This window comes from Ruegeria lacuscaerulensis (assembly GCF_013034745.1).
Classification (GTDB): Bacteria; Pseudomonadota; Alphaproteobacteria; order Rhodobacterales; family Rhodobacteraceae; genus Ruegeria; species Ruegeria lacuscaerulensis_B.
In genome coordinates, this window is record NZ_WQGP01000012.1 from 1 (window position 1) to 17,494 (window position 17,494).

19 protein-coding genes and 1 tRNA gene are annotated in these 17,494 nt (G+C 57.4%); 12 read left to right on the top strand and 8 right to left on the bottom strand.

Features of this window, described 5'->3' with window-relative positions; genetic code table 11:
- Positions 1–173: 173 nt before the first annotated feature.
- Positions 174–1,232: a reverse transcriptase family protein gene (locus GOV79_RS19950; RefSeq protein ID WP_170791385.1), complete on the top strand. Its 1,059-nt coding sequence runs from the start codon at positions 174–176 to the stop codon at positions 1,230–1,232.
- Positions 1,233–1,641: 409 nt separating this feature from the next.
- On the opposite strand, the gene GOV79_RS19955 is transcribed toward GOV79_RS19950, so the two are convergent.
- Both GOV79_RS19955 and GOV79_RS19960 read right to left on the bottom strand, forming a co-directional pair.
- Positions 1,642–1,717, bottom strand: a tRNA-Ala gene (locus GOV79_RS19955).
- 141 nt (positions 1,718–1,858) lie between these two features.
- Complete coding sequence (locus GOV79_RS19960) at positions 1,859–2,185, bottom strand: TIGR02300 family protein (protein WP_170775209.1); 327 nt, start codon at positions 2,183–2,185, stop codon at positions 1,859–1,861.
- 100 nt (positions 2,186–2,285) lie between these two features.
- Here GOV79_RS19960 and GOV79_RS19965 point away from each other — a divergent pair, with 100 nt between their 5' ends.
- The 3 genes from GOV79_RS19965 (at position 2,286) to GOV79_RS19975 (ending at position 4,898) form a co-directional block, all read left to right on the top strand.
- Positions 2,286–2,981, top strand: a complete 696-nt coding sequence (locus GOV79_RS19965; protein WP_170775207.1) for a M48 family metallopeptidase — start codon at positions 2,286–2,288, stop codon at positions 2,979–2,981.
- A gap of 30 nt (positions 2,982–3,011) precedes the next feature.
- Positions 3,012–3,659, top strand: coding sequence for a GntR family transcriptional regulator (locus GOV79_RS19970; protein ID WP_170775205.1), 648 nt, complete (start codon positions 3,012–3,014; stop codon positions 3,657–3,659).
- A gap of 111 nt (positions 3,660–3,770) precedes the next feature.
- On the top strand, positions 3,771–4,898 hold the full coding sequence (locus GOV79_RS19975; RefSeq protein WP_170791387.1) for a lytic murein transglycosylase: 1,128 nt from the start codon (positions 3,771–3,773) through the stop codon (positions 4,896–4,898).
- A 269-nt stretch (positions 4,899–5,167) separates the two neighbouring features.
- Here GOV79_RS19975 and GOV79_RS19980 read toward each other — a convergent pair whose 3' ends face one another.
- Together GOV79_RS19980 and GOV79_RS19985 are read right to left on the bottom strand one after the other, a co-directional pair.
- Entirely contained in the window at positions 5,168–6,130 is a 963-nt protein-coding gene (locus tag GOV79_RS19980; RefSeq protein WP_170791389.1) for an acetyl-CoA carboxylase carboxyltransferase subunit alpha, read from the bottom strand.
- 89 nt (positions 6,131–6,219) lie between these two features.
- Positions 6,220–6,816 carry a LysE family translocator gene (locus GOV79_RS19985; protein WP_170787112.1) on the bottom strand — a complete coding sequence of 199 codons (597 nt, stop codon included), beginning with the start codon at positions 6,814–6,816 and terminating at the stop codon, positions 6,220–6,222.
- A gap of 72 nt (positions 6,817–6,888) precedes the next feature.
- Here GOV79_RS19985 and GOV79_RS19990 point away from each other — a divergent pair, with 72 nt between their 5' ends.
- On the top strand, positions 6,889–7,341 hold the full coding sequence (locus tag GOV79_RS19990) for an Lrp/AsnC family transcriptional regulator (RefSeq protein WP_170791390.1): 453 nt from the start codon (positions 6,889–6,891) through the stop codon (positions 7,339–7,341).
- 118 nt (positions 7,342–7,459) lie between these two features.
- Positions 7,460–8,038 (top strand): PA14 domain-containing protein, encoded by a 579-nt coding sequence (locus tag GOV79_RS19995; protein WP_170775195.1) that lies wholly within the window; start codon positions 7,460–7,462, stop codon positions 8,036–8,038.
- A gap of 29 nt (positions 8,039–8,067) precedes the next feature.
- Here GOV79_RS19995 and GOV79_RS20000 read toward each other — a convergent pair whose 3' ends face one another.
- A complete protein-coding gene (locus GOV79_RS20000) occupies positions 8,068–9,030 on the bottom strand; it encodes an L-malyl-CoA/beta-methylmalyl-CoA lyase (protein ID WP_170791392.1) in 963 nt (320 codons plus the stop codon).
- 295 nt (positions 9,031–9,325) lie between these two features.
- Here GOV79_RS20000 and dgcN point away from each other — a divergent pair, with 295 nt between their 5' ends.
- From dgcN to GOV79_RS20015, 3 genes are all read left to right on the top strand, one after another.
- A complete protein-coding gene (gene dgcN, locus GOV79_RS20005) occupies positions 9,326–10,327 on the top strand; it encodes an N-acetyltransferase DgcN (protein ID WP_170791394.1) in 1,002 nt (333 codons plus the stop codon).
- A 62-nt stretch (positions 10,328–10,389) separates the two neighbouring features.
- Positions 10,390–11,355, top strand: a complete 966-nt coding sequence (dgcA, locus tag GOV79_RS20010; protein WP_170791396.1) for an N-acetyl-D-Glu racemase DgcA — start codon at positions 10,390–10,392, stop codon at positions 11,353–11,355.
- A gap of 10 nt (positions 11,356–11,365) precedes the next feature.
- On the top strand, positions 11,366–12,226 hold the full coding sequence (locus tag GOV79_RS20015) for a D-amino-acid transaminase (RefSeq protein ID WP_170791399.1): 861 nt from the start codon (positions 11,366–11,368) through the stop codon (positions 12,224–12,226).
- 43 nt (positions 12,227–12,269) lie between these two features.
- On the opposite strand, the gene GOV79_RS20020 is transcribed toward GOV79_RS20015, so the two are convergent.
- The 3 genes from GOV79_RS20020 to GOV79_RS20030 all read right to left on the bottom strand — a co-directional run bounded on the left by GOV79_RS20020 (position 12,270) and on the right by GOV79_RS20030 (position 13,694).
- The gene (locus tag GOV79_RS20020; RefSeq protein WP_170791401.1) at positions 12,270–12,584 is read right to left on the bottom strand and encodes a DUF1244 domain-containing protein; all 315 of its coding nucleotides are present in this window, start codon (positions 12,582–12,584) and stop codon (positions 12,270–12,272) included.
- Positions 12,585–12,657: 73 nt separating this feature from the next.
- Entirely contained in the window at positions 12,658–12,897 is a 240-nt protein-coding gene (locus GOV79_RS20025) for a DUF6868 family protein (protein ID WP_170791402.1), read from the bottom strand.
- Between the two features lie 59 nt (positions 12,898–12,956).
- On the bottom strand, positions 12,957–13,694 hold the full coding sequence (locus GOV79_RS20030; protein WP_170356079.1) for an N-formylglutamate amidohydrolase: 738 nt from the start codon (positions 13,692–13,694) through the stop codon (positions 12,957–12,959).
- Between the two features lie 133 nt (positions 13,695–13,827).
- On the opposite strand from GOV79_RS20030, the gene pyk reads away from it, so the two are divergent.
- From pyk to GOV79_RS20045, 3 genes are all read left to right on the top strand, one after another.
- On the top strand, positions 13,828–15,273 hold the full coding sequence (gene pyk, locus GOV79_RS20035; RefSeq protein ID WP_170787126.1) for a pyruvate kinase: 1,446 nt from the start codon (positions 13,828–13,830) through the stop codon (positions 15,271–15,273).
- Positions 15,274–15,483: 210 nt separating this feature from the next.
- Complete coding sequence (locus GOV79_RS20040) at positions 15,484–15,921, top strand: universal stress protein (RefSeq protein ID WP_170775177.1); 438 nt, start codon at positions 15,484–15,486, stop codon at positions 15,919–15,921.
- 14 nt (positions 15,922–15,935) lie between these two features.
- The gene (locus tag GOV79_RS20045; RefSeq protein ID WP_170787128.1) at positions 15,936–17,486 is read left to right on the top strand and encodes an alanine/glycine:cation symporter family protein; all 1,551 of its coding nucleotides are present in this window, start codon (positions 15,936–15,938) and stop codon (positions 17,484–17,486) included.
- Positions 17,487–17,494: the final 8 nt, after the last annotated feature.

Sequence of the window (17,494 nt, forward strand, 5' to 3'; positions counted from 1 at the left end):
CTCTGTCCTCCGTTCACTATACATAACGGTGGACCTAGTCAGATGAGGCATTCCAAGAGAGCTCCACAATTAACTCGGAGAAATTTTGGTTTCCTCCAGAAACCAAAATTCACCGATTTTATTGTAGAAGCGATGCTGCGCATCGGTTTGTACAGGTAGGGCTGGCCGCATCCATGAAAAGATCATTGACGCAGGTGTGGGAATCTTACTTCGAAGAAATTGGATTAGACACTGAACTTTCCGCAAAATATATCCCGTATATCGCCCGATGCGCAGATGCAAAAATTCCGCCGATTTTTGAGCAAGACCACTTGGCCCAACTTTTGGGTTTAGAATTGCCGATGATGCTCAGTATGGTTTTTGGGACGAAGAGTTTTTATCGTTCGTTTTCAATACCGAAGCGTTCGGGAGGACGCAGGGAAATCGTTGCTCCTTATCCATCCCTCTTAGAGGCTCAACGATGGATCGCCGAAAATATTTTGGACTCTGTGAAAGTGTCCGTATGTGCAACTGGCTTTCGAAGAGGAAAGTCGATTTTAGACAACGCACGGCTTCACTGCGAGCGCGACCAGATACTTAAAATTGATATTAAGGATTTTTTTCCCTCAATCTCATTCCAGAGAATAATGCGCGTTTTTACTTCAATTGGTTACCCGAACGAAGTTGCTTACCTTTTGAGTAAAATATGCACTCTTGGAGACTCGCTACCTCAAGGGGCGGCGACCAGCCCAACGCTTAGCAATATCGTGTGCCGCCGTATGGACGTTAGATTTTACAAGGTTTGCAAGCGACATAGGCTTCGTTATACGCGATATGCTGATGATATTGCTGTTTCAGGAAAATCCATACCAAGTGGAATAGCCAGGCTTTTCTTCGAAATCATAGAGGACGAAGGTTTTGAGGTTAATCAACAGAAAGTACGTTTTCTTGGCAAAGCCGACCGAAAAATCATAACTGGACTGGACATAACTTCAGGAGTTCCAAGAGTGCCGCGGAAGTTTCGCCGCGAACTCAAAAAAGATGTCTACTTTGTATGGTCTGCCGGCCTTTCTACGCACGTATCTCGGAGGAAAATTTTTAATCCCCAGTACATTGACCATCTTATGGGCAGGATCGAATTTTGGCGCCAAGTAGAACCAGAATGCGTGCAGCTGGCCACTGTCCAGCGCAGAGTGAATGAAATTGTAAGTCAGCAGAAAAGTTACTCTGGAACAAGTAAGTTTCAACTTTGATAGAGTGTTTGCCCGCTTGGATTACTCCGCACTGTATCTAACAAAATGGATGCAGAGAAATAATTTATTCGATTCCAAAAATCGGAATCATACAGATTTATCAAGTACTTAATGCATAAAAAGTTTTTCTACGTGGTTATAATAGGGGGTATCATGATTTAAGTACAAAATTTTAATTGATATAAATCAAAATTTTAGAATGCAAATTATGTTCCGCCCCCGACACCATTTTCCCTCAAAAGAGAGCAACTCTTTTCGGTTCGTTTAGGCGCTTGTCCGAAGTGGAATTTCCCGCATTCTTAGCCCAAAGATCCAGAAAAATATTCTTTAGTCCTGCAACCGGAGAATCGCGAAACAGATTTCGTCGAAATACCCGAGCGAATGCTATTTAACAATAGATTTGAAGTTTTGGTGGAGCCTAGGGGAGTCGAACCCCTGACCTCTTGCATGCCATGCAAGCGCTCTCCCAACTGAGCTAAGGCCCCATCAAGGTACTGCTTAAGCAGTGGGCGGACGTTTATGAGACGGCGGCGATGAGTGCAAGTCCAAAAAAGGAATTCTGGAAAAAACTTTCGCCCCAATATCCGGGATGGTTCGAGGCGACGCAGGGTCGCCTCTGAACGGGATCAGTTTTCGTCTTCCGACGACATGTCGGTGATGTCGTCCAGCGAAACATCATCATTGCTGTCGTCATCATCATCCAGCAGGTCATCGTCCAGATCGACATCGACATTGTCGTCATCGTCCAGAACCAGATCTTCGTCCGACGCTTTCTCGCGCGCTTTGGCCGATGCCGCATCTTCCGCGTCAGCAGCAATCATCCGGCTTTTGCCGGTGTCCAGTTCCACGATCTCGCCGGTATAGGGGCTGACGATCGGGTCCTTGTTCAGGTCGTAAAACCGCTTGCCGGTTGTCGGGCAAACGCGCTTTACGCCCCATTCTTCCTTGGGCATGTGAAATCCCCTTGATATCAGGTGAGTCGTAATAACGATTCAGGTCACGTGCCACATGCAGCGGGCACTGTCAAAGCCTTTGAGCAGGAGAAACCGACCCATGGGGGATCACGCCTTACCGGGAACGCCTCGGGTCCCGTTGACGTTGCGAAAATCGGCGCGTGCGCGGCGGATCAGCCTGCGGATTTCCCAACTGGACGGGCGGGTTACGCTGACCTACCCGCAAGGGGTGCCCGAGGCCGAAGCGCTGAGTTTTGCGCGCGCCAAGGAGGATTGGATCAGGCAGCACCTGCAAGACCGTCCTGACCCCGAACAGGTTCAGATCGGCCAGAGCATACCGGTGGAAGGGGTTGACCGGCGAATCGTTGAAGCACAGGGGCGTCGCGTTGCCTTGGTGGGCGGTGAGATCGCGGTGCCCAAAGGGTCGGAAGGGCGCAGGCTGGCTCGGTTCCTCAAGGAATTGGCACGCGACCGGCTGACTGAGGCCTGTGATGATTATGCGGCAATGCTGGGGCGGGACTATTCTAGCCTGACCATCCGGGACACGCGGTCGCGGTGGGGCTCATGCAGTTCGGCGGGCGGGTTGATGTTTTCCTGGCGTCTGATCCTCGCCCCGTCCGAGATCCTGCATTATGTCGCGGCGCACGAGGTGGCACATTTGGTCGAGATGAACCATTCTCCAGCGTTCTGGGCGCAGGTGGAAAGGATTTTCGGCGACTACCGGGATCAAAGGCGCTGGCTGCGCGACAACGGGGCGCAGCTTCATCACTATAGATTTGACAGCCCGCCGAGTTGACGGCGGGGCTGGATGTGATCACATGGGCACATGCAGAGCCCTCGTTCCTCCGACTCGCAAACCGCAACACATGACCGGATCTATCGGGCGCTGCGCGCGCGGATCATGCATGGCGAGATTGCACCGGGCCACGCGCTGACCTTGCGTGGGATCGGCAAAGAGTTTGGTGTATCCATGACGCCCGCCCGCGAGGCGGTGCGGCGGTTGGCAGCCGAAGGGGCGCTGTTCCTGTCCTCGTCCGGGCGCGTTTCGACGCCTGAGTTGACCAATGACCGGATCGAAGAACTTGCCGCCCTGCGCGCACTACTAGAGGTCGAATTGGCTAGCCGCGCCTTGCCGCGTGCCCATATTGCCCTGATCGACCGGTTGCAGAGCATCAACATGACCGTGGCCGAAATGGTCACGAAAAGGGACGCGGTGGGCTATATTCGCACCAATCTGGAGTTTCACCGCACGCTTTATCTGCGGGCGCAAGCGCCGGCGATGCTGGCGATTGCCGAGACGGTCTGGTTGCAGTTGGGGCCGACTATGCGCGCGCTTTATGGGCGTTTGCGCCGGACCGAGCCGCCGCATTACCACAAGCTGATTATCGCCGCGCTGAAAGCAGGGGACGAGCCGGGATTGCGTCTAGCTGTGCGGTCGGACGTGACCCAGGGGCTGCGGATGCTGGTCAGCTAGGCGGCTTGCCGCCGAAGGGCCTGTTGCTGGGCGAATGGATGACACTTTGCTGGCTTGGATCCGGCCGCTGCTGTAGTCTGGTTCCAATCAAAACAAGAGCAGATTTCAGCCATGATCAATCGTCGGGTATTTTCCATCGGCCTCGGGGCGTCCGTTTTGACAGCTTGCACGGAAGGGGCACAGACAACCGCCCCCGCATCGCGGATGCGCGCTGTTCCGAATGCAGGTTGGGACGCTTGGGTCGCAAGCTTCAAAAACCGCGCTGCGGCGCAGGGCATCTCGCAAAGCACACTCGATCGGGCCTTTCAGGGGGCGGGCTATTTGCCGGGCGTGATCGAGCGTGATCGCAATCAGGTCGAATTCAAGCGCTCGCTTGAGGATTATCTGGCCATCGCCGCCTCGGACGAACGGATCGAGACCGGCAAGCAAATGATGGTGCGTTACGCTGGAACCCTGTCGCAGATTGAATCGCAATATGGTGTCGACAAAGAGGTTGTGGTCGCTGTTTGGGGGCTGGAGAGCCGCTATGGCGCGCGGCGAGGCGATATACCCGTGATCTCGGCGACGTCAACGCTGGCCTATGACGGACGGCGGGGTGCCTTCTTTGAAAAGCAGCTGATCGCGGCGCTTCAGATCATACAAGAGGGCGACACGACACCTGCCAACATGACCGGCAGTTGGGCAGGGGCGATGGGGCACACGCAGTTTATCCCGACCTCGTATCTGGCCTTCGCGGTGGATCATACCGGCGATGGACGGCGTGATATCTGGTCTGATGACCCGGCAGACTCATTGGCTTCGACCGCAGCCTACCTTGCCCGTTCGGGTTGGGTGCGTGGCCAGCCTTGGGGGGGAGAGGTTGGAACTGTGTCCGGCACGCCAGTCGCGGTGCTGCAACCGCAGGTGCCGGGGCCGCGCATTGCCGTGTTCCGCAATTTTCAGGTGATCAAGCGCTATAACAACTCGGATAGCTACGCGATCGGTGTTGGGCACCTGTCCGACCGGATTGCCGGCGGCGCACCCTTTCAGGCCTCATTCGGCCCGGACAAGACAGGTCTGACTTTGGAGGATCGGAAAGAGTTGCAGCGTCGCCTGACCGCGGCGGGCTATGACACGCAGGGCGCGGATGGAGTGGTTGGAAATAACACCAAAACCGCCATCAGCGCCTATCAACGCGCCAACGGCCTTTCGGTGACGGGCACGCCCTCGGTCGCGTTGCTGCGTCGGTTGGGGGGCTAGGGTCAGGACCCACTAATCTTGCACCACTGGCGCGCGAACGGCAAAAAAAGCAATGGTTTTTGGGCGCGCCGGGACTGGCGGTGTCAGTTCCAAGCGATCAAAGCCGCTGCTTTGCAGCGGTTCATGCGTCCGAAGGATTTGACTGATTTTGCCTCTGAACTGTGTTACATCCATTAGAAATAGAACCACTATTCCAGCAAGAATGTGCCTTGTCAGAACCAAAATCAGTCAAACCAGTGGCGCAAGATTAGTGGGTCCTGACCCTAGGCCTACGCGGCTAGCCCTTTCGCGCCGATATCTAGGAATTTCTGGCGGCGGTGCTGAATCAGCGCGGCGGCATCCTTGCCGTCCAGCTCTTTAAGCATGTCCGTGATGGCTGCGCGCACCGATTCCACGGTGGCCGGACGATCGCGGTGGGCACCGCCCTTAGGTTCCGAGATGATCCGGTCGCATACGCCCAGCTTATACAGATCCTGCGCCGTCAGGCGCAGTGCTTCAGCCGCTTCGCGCATCTTTTCAGCGTCCTTCCAAAGGATCGAGGCGCAGCCCTCGGGCGAGATCACCGAATAGACCGAGTGTTCCAGCATCGCCACCTTGTTGGCCGTCGCAAAGGCAACCGCACCGCCCGATCCACCTTCGCCGATGATGACCGAGACCAGCGGTACGCCGATCTTCAAGCACATCTCGGTCGACCGCGCGATAGCCTCGGACTGGCCCCGTTCCTCGGCCCCTTTGCCGGGGTAGGCGCCAGCGGTGTCGATCAGGGTGATCACCGGCAGGCCAAAACGCCCCGCCATCTCCATCAGGCGCACGGCTTTGCGATAGCCCTCGGGGCGCGCCATACCGAAATTCCGTTCGATCCGCGATTTGGTGTCGGACCCCTTTTCGTGACCGATCACCATGACAGGCTGGTCGTTGAAGCGGGCCAGCCCGCCGATCACGGCCAGGTCGTCGGCAAAGTTCCGGTCGCCCGCCAGAGGGGTGAATTCCGTAAACAATTCTTTGACATAGTCCTGACAATGGGGGCGTTCGGGGTGACGCGCCACCTGGCATTTCCGCCAGGGGGTCAGATCGCTGTACAATTCATCCAGCAGTTTGACGGCCTTGGCGTCCAGCGCGGCGGCTTCTTCGGCCACGTCCATCTCTTCGTTGGAGCGGGCCAAGGCGCGCAATTCCTCGGCCTTGCCTTCGATCTCGGCCAGGGGTTTTTCGAAATCCAGATATTGGGTCATGACGCCTCTCAACGCGGAAATTCATTGCTATATGACCTGACGTCGCGAGGGATGCAACTCAACAGCAGTTTTCCGCACCAAAAGGCTGTCTAGCCCGGCCACAGGATCGGGTAGAGCGACAGGACCAAAAGCGCGGCCATTGTCCAGTTGAACACCACCAGCCTTCGTGCGTTTGTCAGCAGCCGGGCCATCTGCTGTCCCAGTACTGTCCATGTGCTGACCGAGGGCAGGTTCACCGCACCAAACACCAAAGCAACAGTGATGATCGCGCCCATCGTGTGGTTGGGCGTGTAGACCGTCGTCGCCGTCAAGGCCATTGTCCACGCTTTGGGGTTGACCCACTGGAAAGCGGCGGCTTGCCCAAATGTCATTGGCGTTCCTTCGGTTTCGCCCCTGGTCGCTGGCGCGGCGTGGGCGATTTTCCACGCAAGCCAAAGCAGATAGGCGACGGACAGAATTTTCAGTGCGCTGTGCAACAGGGGTACCCGCATAAAGACTTGCGCCAGACCAGCCCCGACCAATAGAACCATAACGGTGAACCCGATCCCGATGCCCAGCATATGCGGGACGGTGCGGCGAAACCCGAAATTCGCACCCGAGGCCATCAGCATCAGGTTATTCGGCCCTGGCGTGATGGACGAGACGAAGGCAAACATCATCAATGCGAAAAGCAGATCATAGGTCATTGCAGGATATTTGTCCGATCCACAGCAAATGAAATTGCGAAATCGCGCAAGTTTTCCTAAGTTTCGCAATGAATGGTGAAGATTGACCAAATAAACCAACATTTATTGCGCGAGCTGTCACGCGACGGGCGCATCAGCAATCTGGAGCTTGCCGACCGGGTTGGCCTGTCTCCCTCGGCCTGTCTGAGACGGGTGCAGGAGTTGGAGCGCGTGGGTGTCATCCAAGGCTATCGGGCGGTTCTTAATCCGGCGGCGTTGGGTGTTGGGTTCGTCGCCTATATCGGCGTGGGTCTGGGCGAGCATACCAAAGCTGCACAAGAAGGGTTCGAACGCGCTTTGCAGCGTGCACCTGAAGTGGTGGAGTGTCACAACATTACCGGAACGATTGAATACCTGCTGCGGGTGGAGTGCGCGGACCTTGCCTCGTACAAAACGTTCCACACCGAAGTGCTGGGTACATTGCCGCATGTGACCTCGATCACGTCCTATGTGGTGATGGATTCGCCCAAGGATTTGCGTGCCTGACAGCGCAAATGTGAATTTTAACTGTCTTGCGAGGTTAATTCTCACATCCTAGTGTTTATCCAATGTCCTGACCAAAATGGGGATTAACCCCAATGGGACCACACTCAGGGAGAAGACCATGAAATTCGCTCAGACCGGAGCGCTGGCCGTGACCCTGGCGATGATCGCCGGGATGGCTGTGTCCGCGCCGCTGAAATTGCAGCCTGCCAATCCTCAGCCAAGCCCAAAAGCGGGTTTGAATGTGAAATATGCGTGGGAGGGGAACCCGCCGCGCAAAATCCAGAACCTGTCAAAAGTTGAGTTTTTGTTGAAAAAGGCCGAGCCTGGCCCGCCTTTAATTGGGCTCGACTATCGCGACACGAATGAAGGGGACCCGGTTCTGACTTACAATCAGGCGTTCAATGTGGCGGCTGAAGTCACCGGTTATATCAAGTTCGATTCGCCTGGAATCTATGAATTGGAAACATGGTCCAATGACGGCATTGACGCTTGGGTCGGCGGTCAGCAGATCGGCTATGTGAATGGTCGACAGGGCTGTGAAGCCAATCAACGCACAGAGGTTGAGGTGCCCAAGGCCGGTTGGTATCCGCTCAACATCAAGTATTTCCAGAAATACGGAACCTCTTGCCTGATGATGAAATGGGGCAAGCAGGGCGAGCGGTTCACCTGGACGCCAAACAACGTGTTCGGCAGGTAAGAAAGGCGCCCCGCGGGGCGCCTTTTTCGTCAGCCATTTGCAGCGATCAGCTCGGCCTGTGCCACGATCACCTCGGCCTGCTTGATCGAGGCGATATCGACCAGACGTCCTTTGTAAACGGTTGCGCCTTCGCCATTGGCCTTGGCCTGTTCCATTGCCGCCAGTATCTCGCGCGCCTCTGTAACCGCCTCGTCCGAAGGGGTGAAGACCTGATTGGCCAGCGAGATCTGCTTGGGGTGGATCGCCCATTTGCCCACCATACCCAGCGTGGCCGAACGTTTGGCCTGCGCGATATAGCCCTCATCATCCGAGAAATCGCCGAACGGGCCGTCAACGGGCAGCACGCCATGGGTGCGGCAGGCGGCGACGATGGCCGCCTGTGCCCAATGCCACGGATCGGACCAGTGCTTTTCGCCCTCGCGCAGCATGTAATAGTTTTCCTGCGTGCCGCCGATGCCGGTGGTCTGCATCCCCATCGAGGCCGCGAAGTCTGCTGCCCCAAGGCTCATGGCCTGCAGGCGCGGGGATGAGGCCGCGATGGCTTCGACATGGGCGATACCAGCGGCGGATTCGATGATGACCTCAAAGCTGATGGGCTTGGTGCGGCCCTTGGCGCGCTCGATCGCCGTGACCAGCGCGTCAACGGCATAGACGTCCTCCGCACAACCCACCTTGGGTATCATGACTTGGTCCAGACGGTCGCCGGCCTGTTCCAGCAGATCAACCACGTCGCGATACCAGTAGGGCGTGTCTAGGCTGTTGATGCGGACGGACATGTATTTGCCGCCCCAGTCGATTGTGTTCAGCGCCTCGATCACATTGGCTCGGGCCACATCCTTGTCAGTGGGTGCAACGGAATCCTCAAGGTCCAAGTTGATCACGTCGGCGGCCGAGGCGGCCATTTTCGGGAACAGCTTGGTGTTCGAACCGGGACCAAACAGCTGACAACGGTTTGGGCGGGCAGGGGCGGCGGGTTGAAGGCGAAAGCTCATCTGGACCTCGTGCGGGAAAGGAAATTGCGATTTTGTTGGCTTATCTGGTATTAAATTGCGCAACGTGGCGCAAGCGTCTTTGTGCAGGCGCGGCAATGCATTCGCAGCATTCCCCAAAATACGCTGCGTCGTGGGCGGTTAAAGTTTAATCACTTTGGAAACTTGAAAAGTCTTTGCGCATTTTCGGCAAACTGCGCAAAATTCTCCCAACCCAACTGACGTTGACAGAAGGATTCGCGAAACTCTCGCCTGCCGGCTCCACTAGCCTGCGTCGGAATCAAAGGAGTGCACCGCAATGATCGAGACACCGTATCTGTTGTTTTTGGGCGATGCGCCCGACCAGTTGGCCGCAAAAGTCGCCATCGGCATCCGGGACTGGCGTCCCGAGAACGCCGTGGGCCAGTACCGGATGGAGGGTTGCAAGGCCGATCTGGGTATGACCGATCTGACTCTGGCCGAGGCCAAAGCCGCCGGCGCGAAAACGCTGGTCATTGGCGTTGCCAACCGGGGCGGCGTGATCAGTGCGGCGTGGAAGAAAGTGCTGATCGAGGCGCTCGAGATGGGGTTTGATCTGGCCTCTGGCCTACATAACCTGTTGCGCGATGAGGGCGATCTGGTGGCCGCGGCGCAAACCCACGGCTGCACGTTGCACGACGTGCGTGTGCCGACTGTTGGCTATCCGATTGCCAATGGTAAAAAGCGCAGCGGCAAGCGGTGTCTGGCCGTGGGGACCGATTGTTCGGCAGGCAAGATGTACACCGCCATGTCGATGGATGCCGAGATGCGCAAGCGGGGCATGAAATCCACTTTCCGCGCCACGGGGCAGACGGGCATTCTGATCACCGGGCAGGGGGTTCCGCTGGACGCGGTCGTGGCCGATTTCATGGCCGGTGCGGTCGAATACCTGACGCCAGAGAATGACGCCGATCACTGGGATCACATCGAAGGGCAGGGGTCACTGTATCATGTGTCCTATTCCGGTGTGACTATGGCGCTGATCCACGGCGGTCAGCCCGATGCGCTGATCCTGTGCCACGAGCCTACGCGGACGCATATGCGTGGCTTGCCTGAGTATTCCCTGCCGTCGCTGCCGGATCTGCGTGACGCGGCGCTGCCGCTGGCTCGGATAGGCAACCCGGCCTGTCAGGTTGTCGGTGTGTCGATTAACACCCAGAACCTGAGCGAAGACGACGCGCGTGCCTATATCGCCGAGGTTGAGGCCGAGTTAGGCTTGCCCGCCACTGACCCGTACCGCTTTGGCGCGGGTAAGCTGGTTGACGCGCTGGCGGCGCTGTAACACGGTCTGGCAAAGATTTTTCGTCGAAAAATCTTGGTCGCTCTGCTGGGGAAAGGTGTGTGATGCGGATAGACATTTCGCGGGATGTGTTTCGGTTGGCGCAGGTGTTCACCATCTCGCGCGGGTCGCGGACCGAGGCCAAGGTGCTGACCGTTCGGATCTCGGACGGGGTGCATCAGGGCTGGGGAGAATGCGTGCCCTACGCGCGCTATGATGAAACACTGGAGTCGGTTGAAGCCGAGATCGCGGGTCTGCCTGCAGACATCACCCGGCAATCGCTTATGGACCTGCTGCCCGCTGGGGCGGCGCGAAATGCCGTAGACTGTGCGCTGTGGGATCTGGAATGCAAGCGTGCGGGCAAACGGGCGTGGGACTTGGCCGGTTTGCCAGTTCCGGGCCCCGAGATCACCGCATATACTCTGTCGCTGGACACGCCCGAGGCGATGCAGGCGCAAGCAACCGCCAACGCGCATCGTCCGCTTCTCAAGATCAAGCTGGGCACACCGGACGACATGCCCCGTCTTGAAGCTGTGCGCGCGGGCGCGCCGAACGCGCGGATCATCGTCGACGCGAATGAGGGTTGGTCGGCCGCTGTTTATGCCGACCTTGCCCCGCATCTGGTGCGTTTGGGTGTGGCTCTGGTCGAGCAACCCTTGCCTGCCGGTGAAGATGACGCGCTGATCGGAATGGAGCGTCCGGTGCCCGTGTGCGCCGACGAGTCCTGTCATGATCGCAGCAGCCTACCCGGTCTTAAAGGCAAGTACGATGTCGTCAACATCAAGCTCGACAAAACCGGCGGTCTGACCGAGGCTCTGGCGCTGCGGCAGCAGGCGCTGGCCGAGGGCTATAGGGTCATGGTCGGTTGCATGGTCGGCAGCTCGCTTGCGATGGCACCTGCGACCTTATTGGCGCAGGGTGCGATGGTCACAGACCTTGACGGCCCGCTTCTTCTGGCCGAAGACCGCACCAACCCGCTGATTTTTGATGACGCCGGAGTGCATCCGCCAAAAGCGGCGCTCTGGGGCTGAGGAGAGTGACATGACCCGCACCGTTTACGTGAACGGAGAGTACCTGCCCGAGACCGACGCCAAGGTTTCGATCTTTGACCGTGGTTTTCTGATGGCCGACGCCGTTTATGAGGTGACCAGCGTGCTGGACGGCAAGCTGATCGACTTTGAAGGCCACGCGGTGCGTCTGAAACGCTCGCTGGACGAGCTGCAGATGGCCGAGCCCTGCAGCAAGGATGAACTTCTGGCAATTCACCGCAAACTGGTTGAGCTGAACGGAATCGAAGAAGGTCTGATCTATCTGCAGGTCTCGCGTGGCAGCGACGGGGACCGGGATTTCGTGTTCCCTGCGGCCGATACCAAGCCGACGCTGGTTCTGTTCACCCAGAACAAGCCGGGATTGGCCGACAGCCCGGCGGCGCAGAAGGGCGCTAAGATCATCTCGATTGATGACATTCGCTGGGGCCGCCGTGATATCAAGACAGTGCAGTTGCTGTACCCGTCGATGGGCAAGATGATGGCCAAGGCTGCCGGGTGCGATGATGCGTGGATGATCGAGGATGGCTATGTCACCGAAGGCACCAGCAACAACGCCTATTTCGTCAAGAACGGCAAGATCGTGACCCGTCCGCTGTCCAATGACATTCTGCACGGCATCACGCGCAAAGCTGTGCTGCGAATGGCAGCCGAGGCGCAGATGGAAGTCGAAGAGCGTCTGTTTACGATCGATGAGGCGAAAGAGGCGGATGAAGCGTTCACCACCTCGGCCAGCGCCTTTGTCATGCCGGTAGTCGAGATTGACGGCGTCGCACTAGGCGATGGCACGCCAGGGCCGATAGCCAAGCGCCTGCGTGAGATTTATCTGGATGAAAGCCGCAAGGCGGCGATCTAAGCAAAAGGCCCGCCAAACCGGCGGGCCTTTTTGATTTCAGCGTTCAACCTTTTTTGGTGACGTTTTCGTCAAAGGCGACCTCGAAGGCGGCCTGTTTTTCGGGGCTGGCTTCGGTCTGATAAATAGCTTTCCAGTCATCCATGGTCATGCCGTAGAAAATCTGACGGGCTTCGTCCTTGCCCATCTCGATGCCTTTTTCGTTTGCGGCTTCCTGATACCAGCGCGACAGGCAGTTGCGGCAGAACCCGGCCAGATTCATCATGTCGATGTTCTGCACGTCGGTGCGGTCTTCCATCAGGTGCTTTTGCAACCGGCGGAAGGCTGCGGCCTGAAGTTCGATTTCGGTTTGCTTGTCCATGCGCTGACTCCGGATGACAGTATCGTTGTCCTTGACCTAGCGGCCCGGAGGCGATGTTTCAACAAACAGGATGTCAGGCCAGTTTCAAGGCCAGCCAAGGTACGATGCAAAAGATCAATGTAAGGACCTTGTAGTTGGCCAGATATCGGAAATACGCTCGTTTCACTTCCGACCGCTCCATCTGGAATAACTTGCTGTGAACGCCCGCAATCTGCTCCTGCAGCAGCAGGACCATTAATGTTGTGAACAACAGCACTGCGATGTTCAGCGCGGCCATCCAACCAAACACAGAGGTTACGAATTCCTGGGTCATGGCGATCCCCTTTCGACGAATATATGGCGATCAGGTGGTATACTCACAATGACGTGTGATCAAAGGTCGCTGGTATCCAGTGCGTCCTGTAGCACAACGGCCAAACGTTCCGCCCAAGCCCGTTGTCCAGCGTGATCGGCGATCAGATCATTGCGCAGCTCGATCAGGGCATTGGGGCGACCAAAGGCGGTGCAGTGCTTGTCGATAGCATCTCCGGGCAGGACACCGGTATAGGGTTCGTTTACGCCGACGCACAGGTCGTCTTCTGCCTGCAACCGGGTGATCAGCGGGCGCGCAAAACGCTCGTCCGGGGTGTGCAAAACGCCCACATGCCACGGGCGTGGGTCGCGCCCCCGCAGCTGTCGGGTAAAGGAGTGCATGGACACAATCACCGCATGGGGTAAGGCCGCCAGCTCGGCCAAAGCATTGTGATAGGGGCGATAACACATGTTCAGCCGCCGTTCCCGCTCGGCTGCGTCGGCGTGACGATTGCCGGGGATGATCGACCCATCATACAGCTTCATCAGCAGGGTCGGGTCATCCTCACCCCGGTTCGGGTCGATCACAAGACGCGAGAAATTGGCCGCGACCACAGGCGCGTTCAGGATTTCTCCAAGATGTTTCGAGACCTCGTACGCCCCCACGTCATAGGCGATGTGACGCTCCATATCCTCGCGCGGCAGGCCGAGGTCTCCGCCATTGATGTCGTGCGGGACGGTGTTAGTGGCGTGGTCACATGTGATTAGCCAGCGCGACGGGCGATCAGCGCCGTGGATAAAAAACGGAGAATACGTCATAAGCCTGTCATCTTGTTTGTCGCAGGTGTAGGGCAGTTGCTTTGAAAAGGGAATTGCGCAATAAGCAGCTTGAAGTGATGTTTGCGGTAACATTTACGCAACACCTAAAGAAAACGTGAGGAGAGCACCACCAATGCGACGCCTGAGAAATGTGAAAATCGTGGCGACGCTGGGTCCGGCGTCGAATGACTATGACATGATCCGAGCTCTGCACGAGGCCGGGGCGGATGTGTTCCGCCTAAACATGAGCCACGGTAGCCATGATGAAATCCGCGAGCGGCACAGGATCATCCGTCAGGTTGAAAAGGATCTGGACAGCCCGATCGCCATTCTGGCCGATTTGCAAGGACCGAAACTGCGTGTCGGCGTCTTCGCCAACGACTCTGAAGAATTAGAAGAAGGCGCGGCCTTCCGGCTGGACCTTGACCCCGAGGCCGGGGATATCAACCGCGTTTGCCTGCCGCACCCCGAGATTTTCGCGGCGCTGGAACCGGGCGCGCGTCTGCTGGTCAATGACGGTAAAATCCGCCTGATCGTACAGGATTGCGGTCAGGATTTCGCCAATTGCACGGTTGAGGTCGGGGGCACGATCTCGAACCGTAAAGGGGTGAACGTGCCCGATGTGGTGCTGCCGCTGGCGGCCTTGTCGGCGAAGGACCGTGACGATCTGGAATTTGTCTGCCAATTGGGCGTCGACTGGTTGGCGCTGAGCTTTGTGCAGCGTGCTAAGGATGTGTTCGAAGCCCGCGGGCTGGCGGATGGGCGCGCTTCGATCCTGTCGAAGATCGAAAAGCCAGCGGCGGTTGAGGCGTTTGACGACATCCTCGATGCGTCTGACGGGATCATGGTCGCGCGCGGCGATCTGGGGGTCGAACTGCCGGTATCGGCCGTGCCGCCGATCCAGAAACGTTTAGTGCGCAAGTGCCGGGGCGCGGCCAAACCAGTGATCGTGGCCACGCAGATGCTTGAAAGCATGATCGAAAGCCCCATGCCCACGCGGGCCGAGGTCTCGGACGTGGCGACGGCGATATATGAGGGCACTGACGCTATCATGCTCAGTGCGGAATCGGCTGCGGGCTCTTACCCGGTCGAAGCGGTCCAGACCATGAACAAGGTCGCCATCGAGGTTGAGGCCGACCCGACCTATACGCAGATCATAGCGTCATCGCGGACCGCGAAAGGCACGACAATTGCAGACGGTATCGTGGCGGCGGCCCGCGAGATTGCGGAAAAGACGGATATCAAAGCGATCTGCTGTTTTACTCAAAGTGGGACCACGGCCTTGTTGACAGCGCGCGAGCGTCCTGGAGTGCCAATCATCGCCATGACCCCTGCGAAGGGCACGGCCCGCCGCTTGTGCCTTAGCTGGGGCTGCCACTGCGTCATGACACCAGAATTGGAGCGGTTCAAAGGCGCGGTTGTGAACGCGGCCCGCGCCGCTCGGTCGGGTGGGTTCGCAGCCGAAACCGACCAGATCGTGGTCACCGCAGGGGTGCCATTCAACGTTCCGGGCACGACTAATATTCTGCGGATTGCACCGTGTGATGAGCGTTTGATCTATAACACGGATCCTGGGTGATAGGTGGTTTGCCTTAATTTTGGGCAAAAAAAGAAGATAAAAAACATATATATAGAAAAATAGGAGGGGAAACTTTCAGTTTCCCCTCTATTTTTTGGTGTTTTTCTCGGATACTGGTTCGCGTGGGCGGTCAATTTAAAAAGTTCCAGACTCCGACTGCCCGGCCGGGGGCACGGGCCTCGGTATAATCAACAAAATTGGAGGAACACCATGACAACCAAGATTGTCATCGGACTGGACGGGACAGAAACCGGAGAACGCGCGATCGCATTTGCCAAAGATTTGGCTGAGCGGATCGGGACGTGTGAATTGCTGGTGGTTTATGTCATCGAATGGTCCCCGTTTACATTTCAGACACCGGAAGAAAACGCCCTGCGTCACAAGCGCCGCGAGGAAGAGGTTGAACTGGCCACGACGCGTATCATCGCGCCTGCGGTCGATGCGCTCAAAGCCGCCGGGTTCGAGGCACATGGTATCGTGCGTCACGGCGACGTTGCAGAAACGCTCAACAAGATCACCGTCGAAAACGGCGGCACACAGATCATCGTAGGACGCGCCTCCGCCGATGGGTTCAAGAAACGCCTGTTTGGCAGCTCGACCCAAAATCTGGTCATGCATGCCGATGTGCCGGTCACGGTCGTGAACTGATGGGAGAGACAAGAATGAGAATGCTCAAACAATTTGGCGCTTTCGCCGCTGGGGCCTTTGCCGCCGGTCCTGCCCTGGCGCAAGAGGCTCCGGGTCTCGACGAAAAGATCAATCAGGCGTTCGCCGATTTCACCGGCCCCTTCGTCAGCTTCATCTTCGCACCGTTTCCGGGAACCGGTTTCCCGTGGATCGTAGGTTGGTTGGTGATCGCCGCCACGGTGTTCACAGTTTATTTTGCCTTCGTGCAATTGCGCTTCTTCAGCCACGCGATCAGCCTTGTCAAAGGCGACTACTCCGACCCCAATGATGCAGGCGAGGTCAGCCACTTTCAGGCGCTTGCAACGGCGCTGTCGGGTACAGTCGGCCTTGGAAACATCGCCGGCGTGGCGGTGGCCATCGGTATCGGCGGGCCGGGTGCTACGTTCTGGATGATCGTCGCAGGTCTGCTGGGAATGGCCTCGAAATTCACCGAATGTACGCTGGGTGTGAAGTACCGCAACGAATACGAGGACGGTACCGTTTCAGGCGGTCCGATGTATTACATGTCCAAGGGGTTCAGTGAACTGGGCTTGCCGGGCGGTAAGATTCTGGCCGTTCTGTTCTCGATCTTCTGTATTCTTGGCGCGCTGGGTGGGGGCAATATGTTCCAGGCCAATCAGGCGCACCAGCAGATCGCGGGCATTGTCGGAGACTATCCGGGTTGGATCACAGGTCTGGTCTTTGCGGGTATCGTCTTTGCCGTGATCGTAGGCGGCCTGAAATCCATCGCCAGCGTAACCGAAAAGGTCGTGCCCTTCATGGGTGTCATGTATGTATTGGCCGCGTTGGTCATCATCATCATGCACGCGGATCAGATCGGCTGGGCTTTTGGTCAGATCTTCGCAGGTGCCTTCACCGGTCTCGGCGTGGCTGGCGGAATGGTCGGCGCGCTGATCCAGGGCTTCCGGCGTGCGGCGTTCTCGAACGAAGCAGGCGTGGGTTCTGCGGCGATTGCGCACTCGGCTGTGCGGACCAAGGAACCGATCACAGAGGGCTTTGTGTCACTGCTCGAGCCATTCATCGATACAGTCGTGATCTGTACCATGACTGCGCTTGTGATCATTATCACTCAGCAGCTGATCGTCGATCCGGCAACCGGCAACTACATGCTGAACGAAGCGGGCAATGCGATTGCCACGGTCGATGGCAATACCGGCGTCAGCCTGACCTCAGCGGCGTTCGGCAGTGCGTTTGGCTGGTTCCCGTTCATTCTGGCTATTGCCGTGGTACTGTTTGCCTTCTCGACCATGATCAGCTGGTCCTATTACGGCCTCAAGGCCTGGACCTACCTGTTTGGTGAGGGTCACACCAAAGAGCTGGTCTTCAAGATCATCTTCTGTGTGTTCGTAGTGATCGGTGCGGCGGCCAACCTTGGCCCGGTCATCGACTTCTCGGATGCGGCGATCTTTGCCATGGCGGTTGTGAACGTCTTCGCGCTGTATTTCCTGATGAAGATTGTACGTCAGGAGCTGGCGAGCTATGCGGCTCGGTTGAAAAGCGGCGAAATCCGCAAGTTCGGTCACTAAAACCTTTC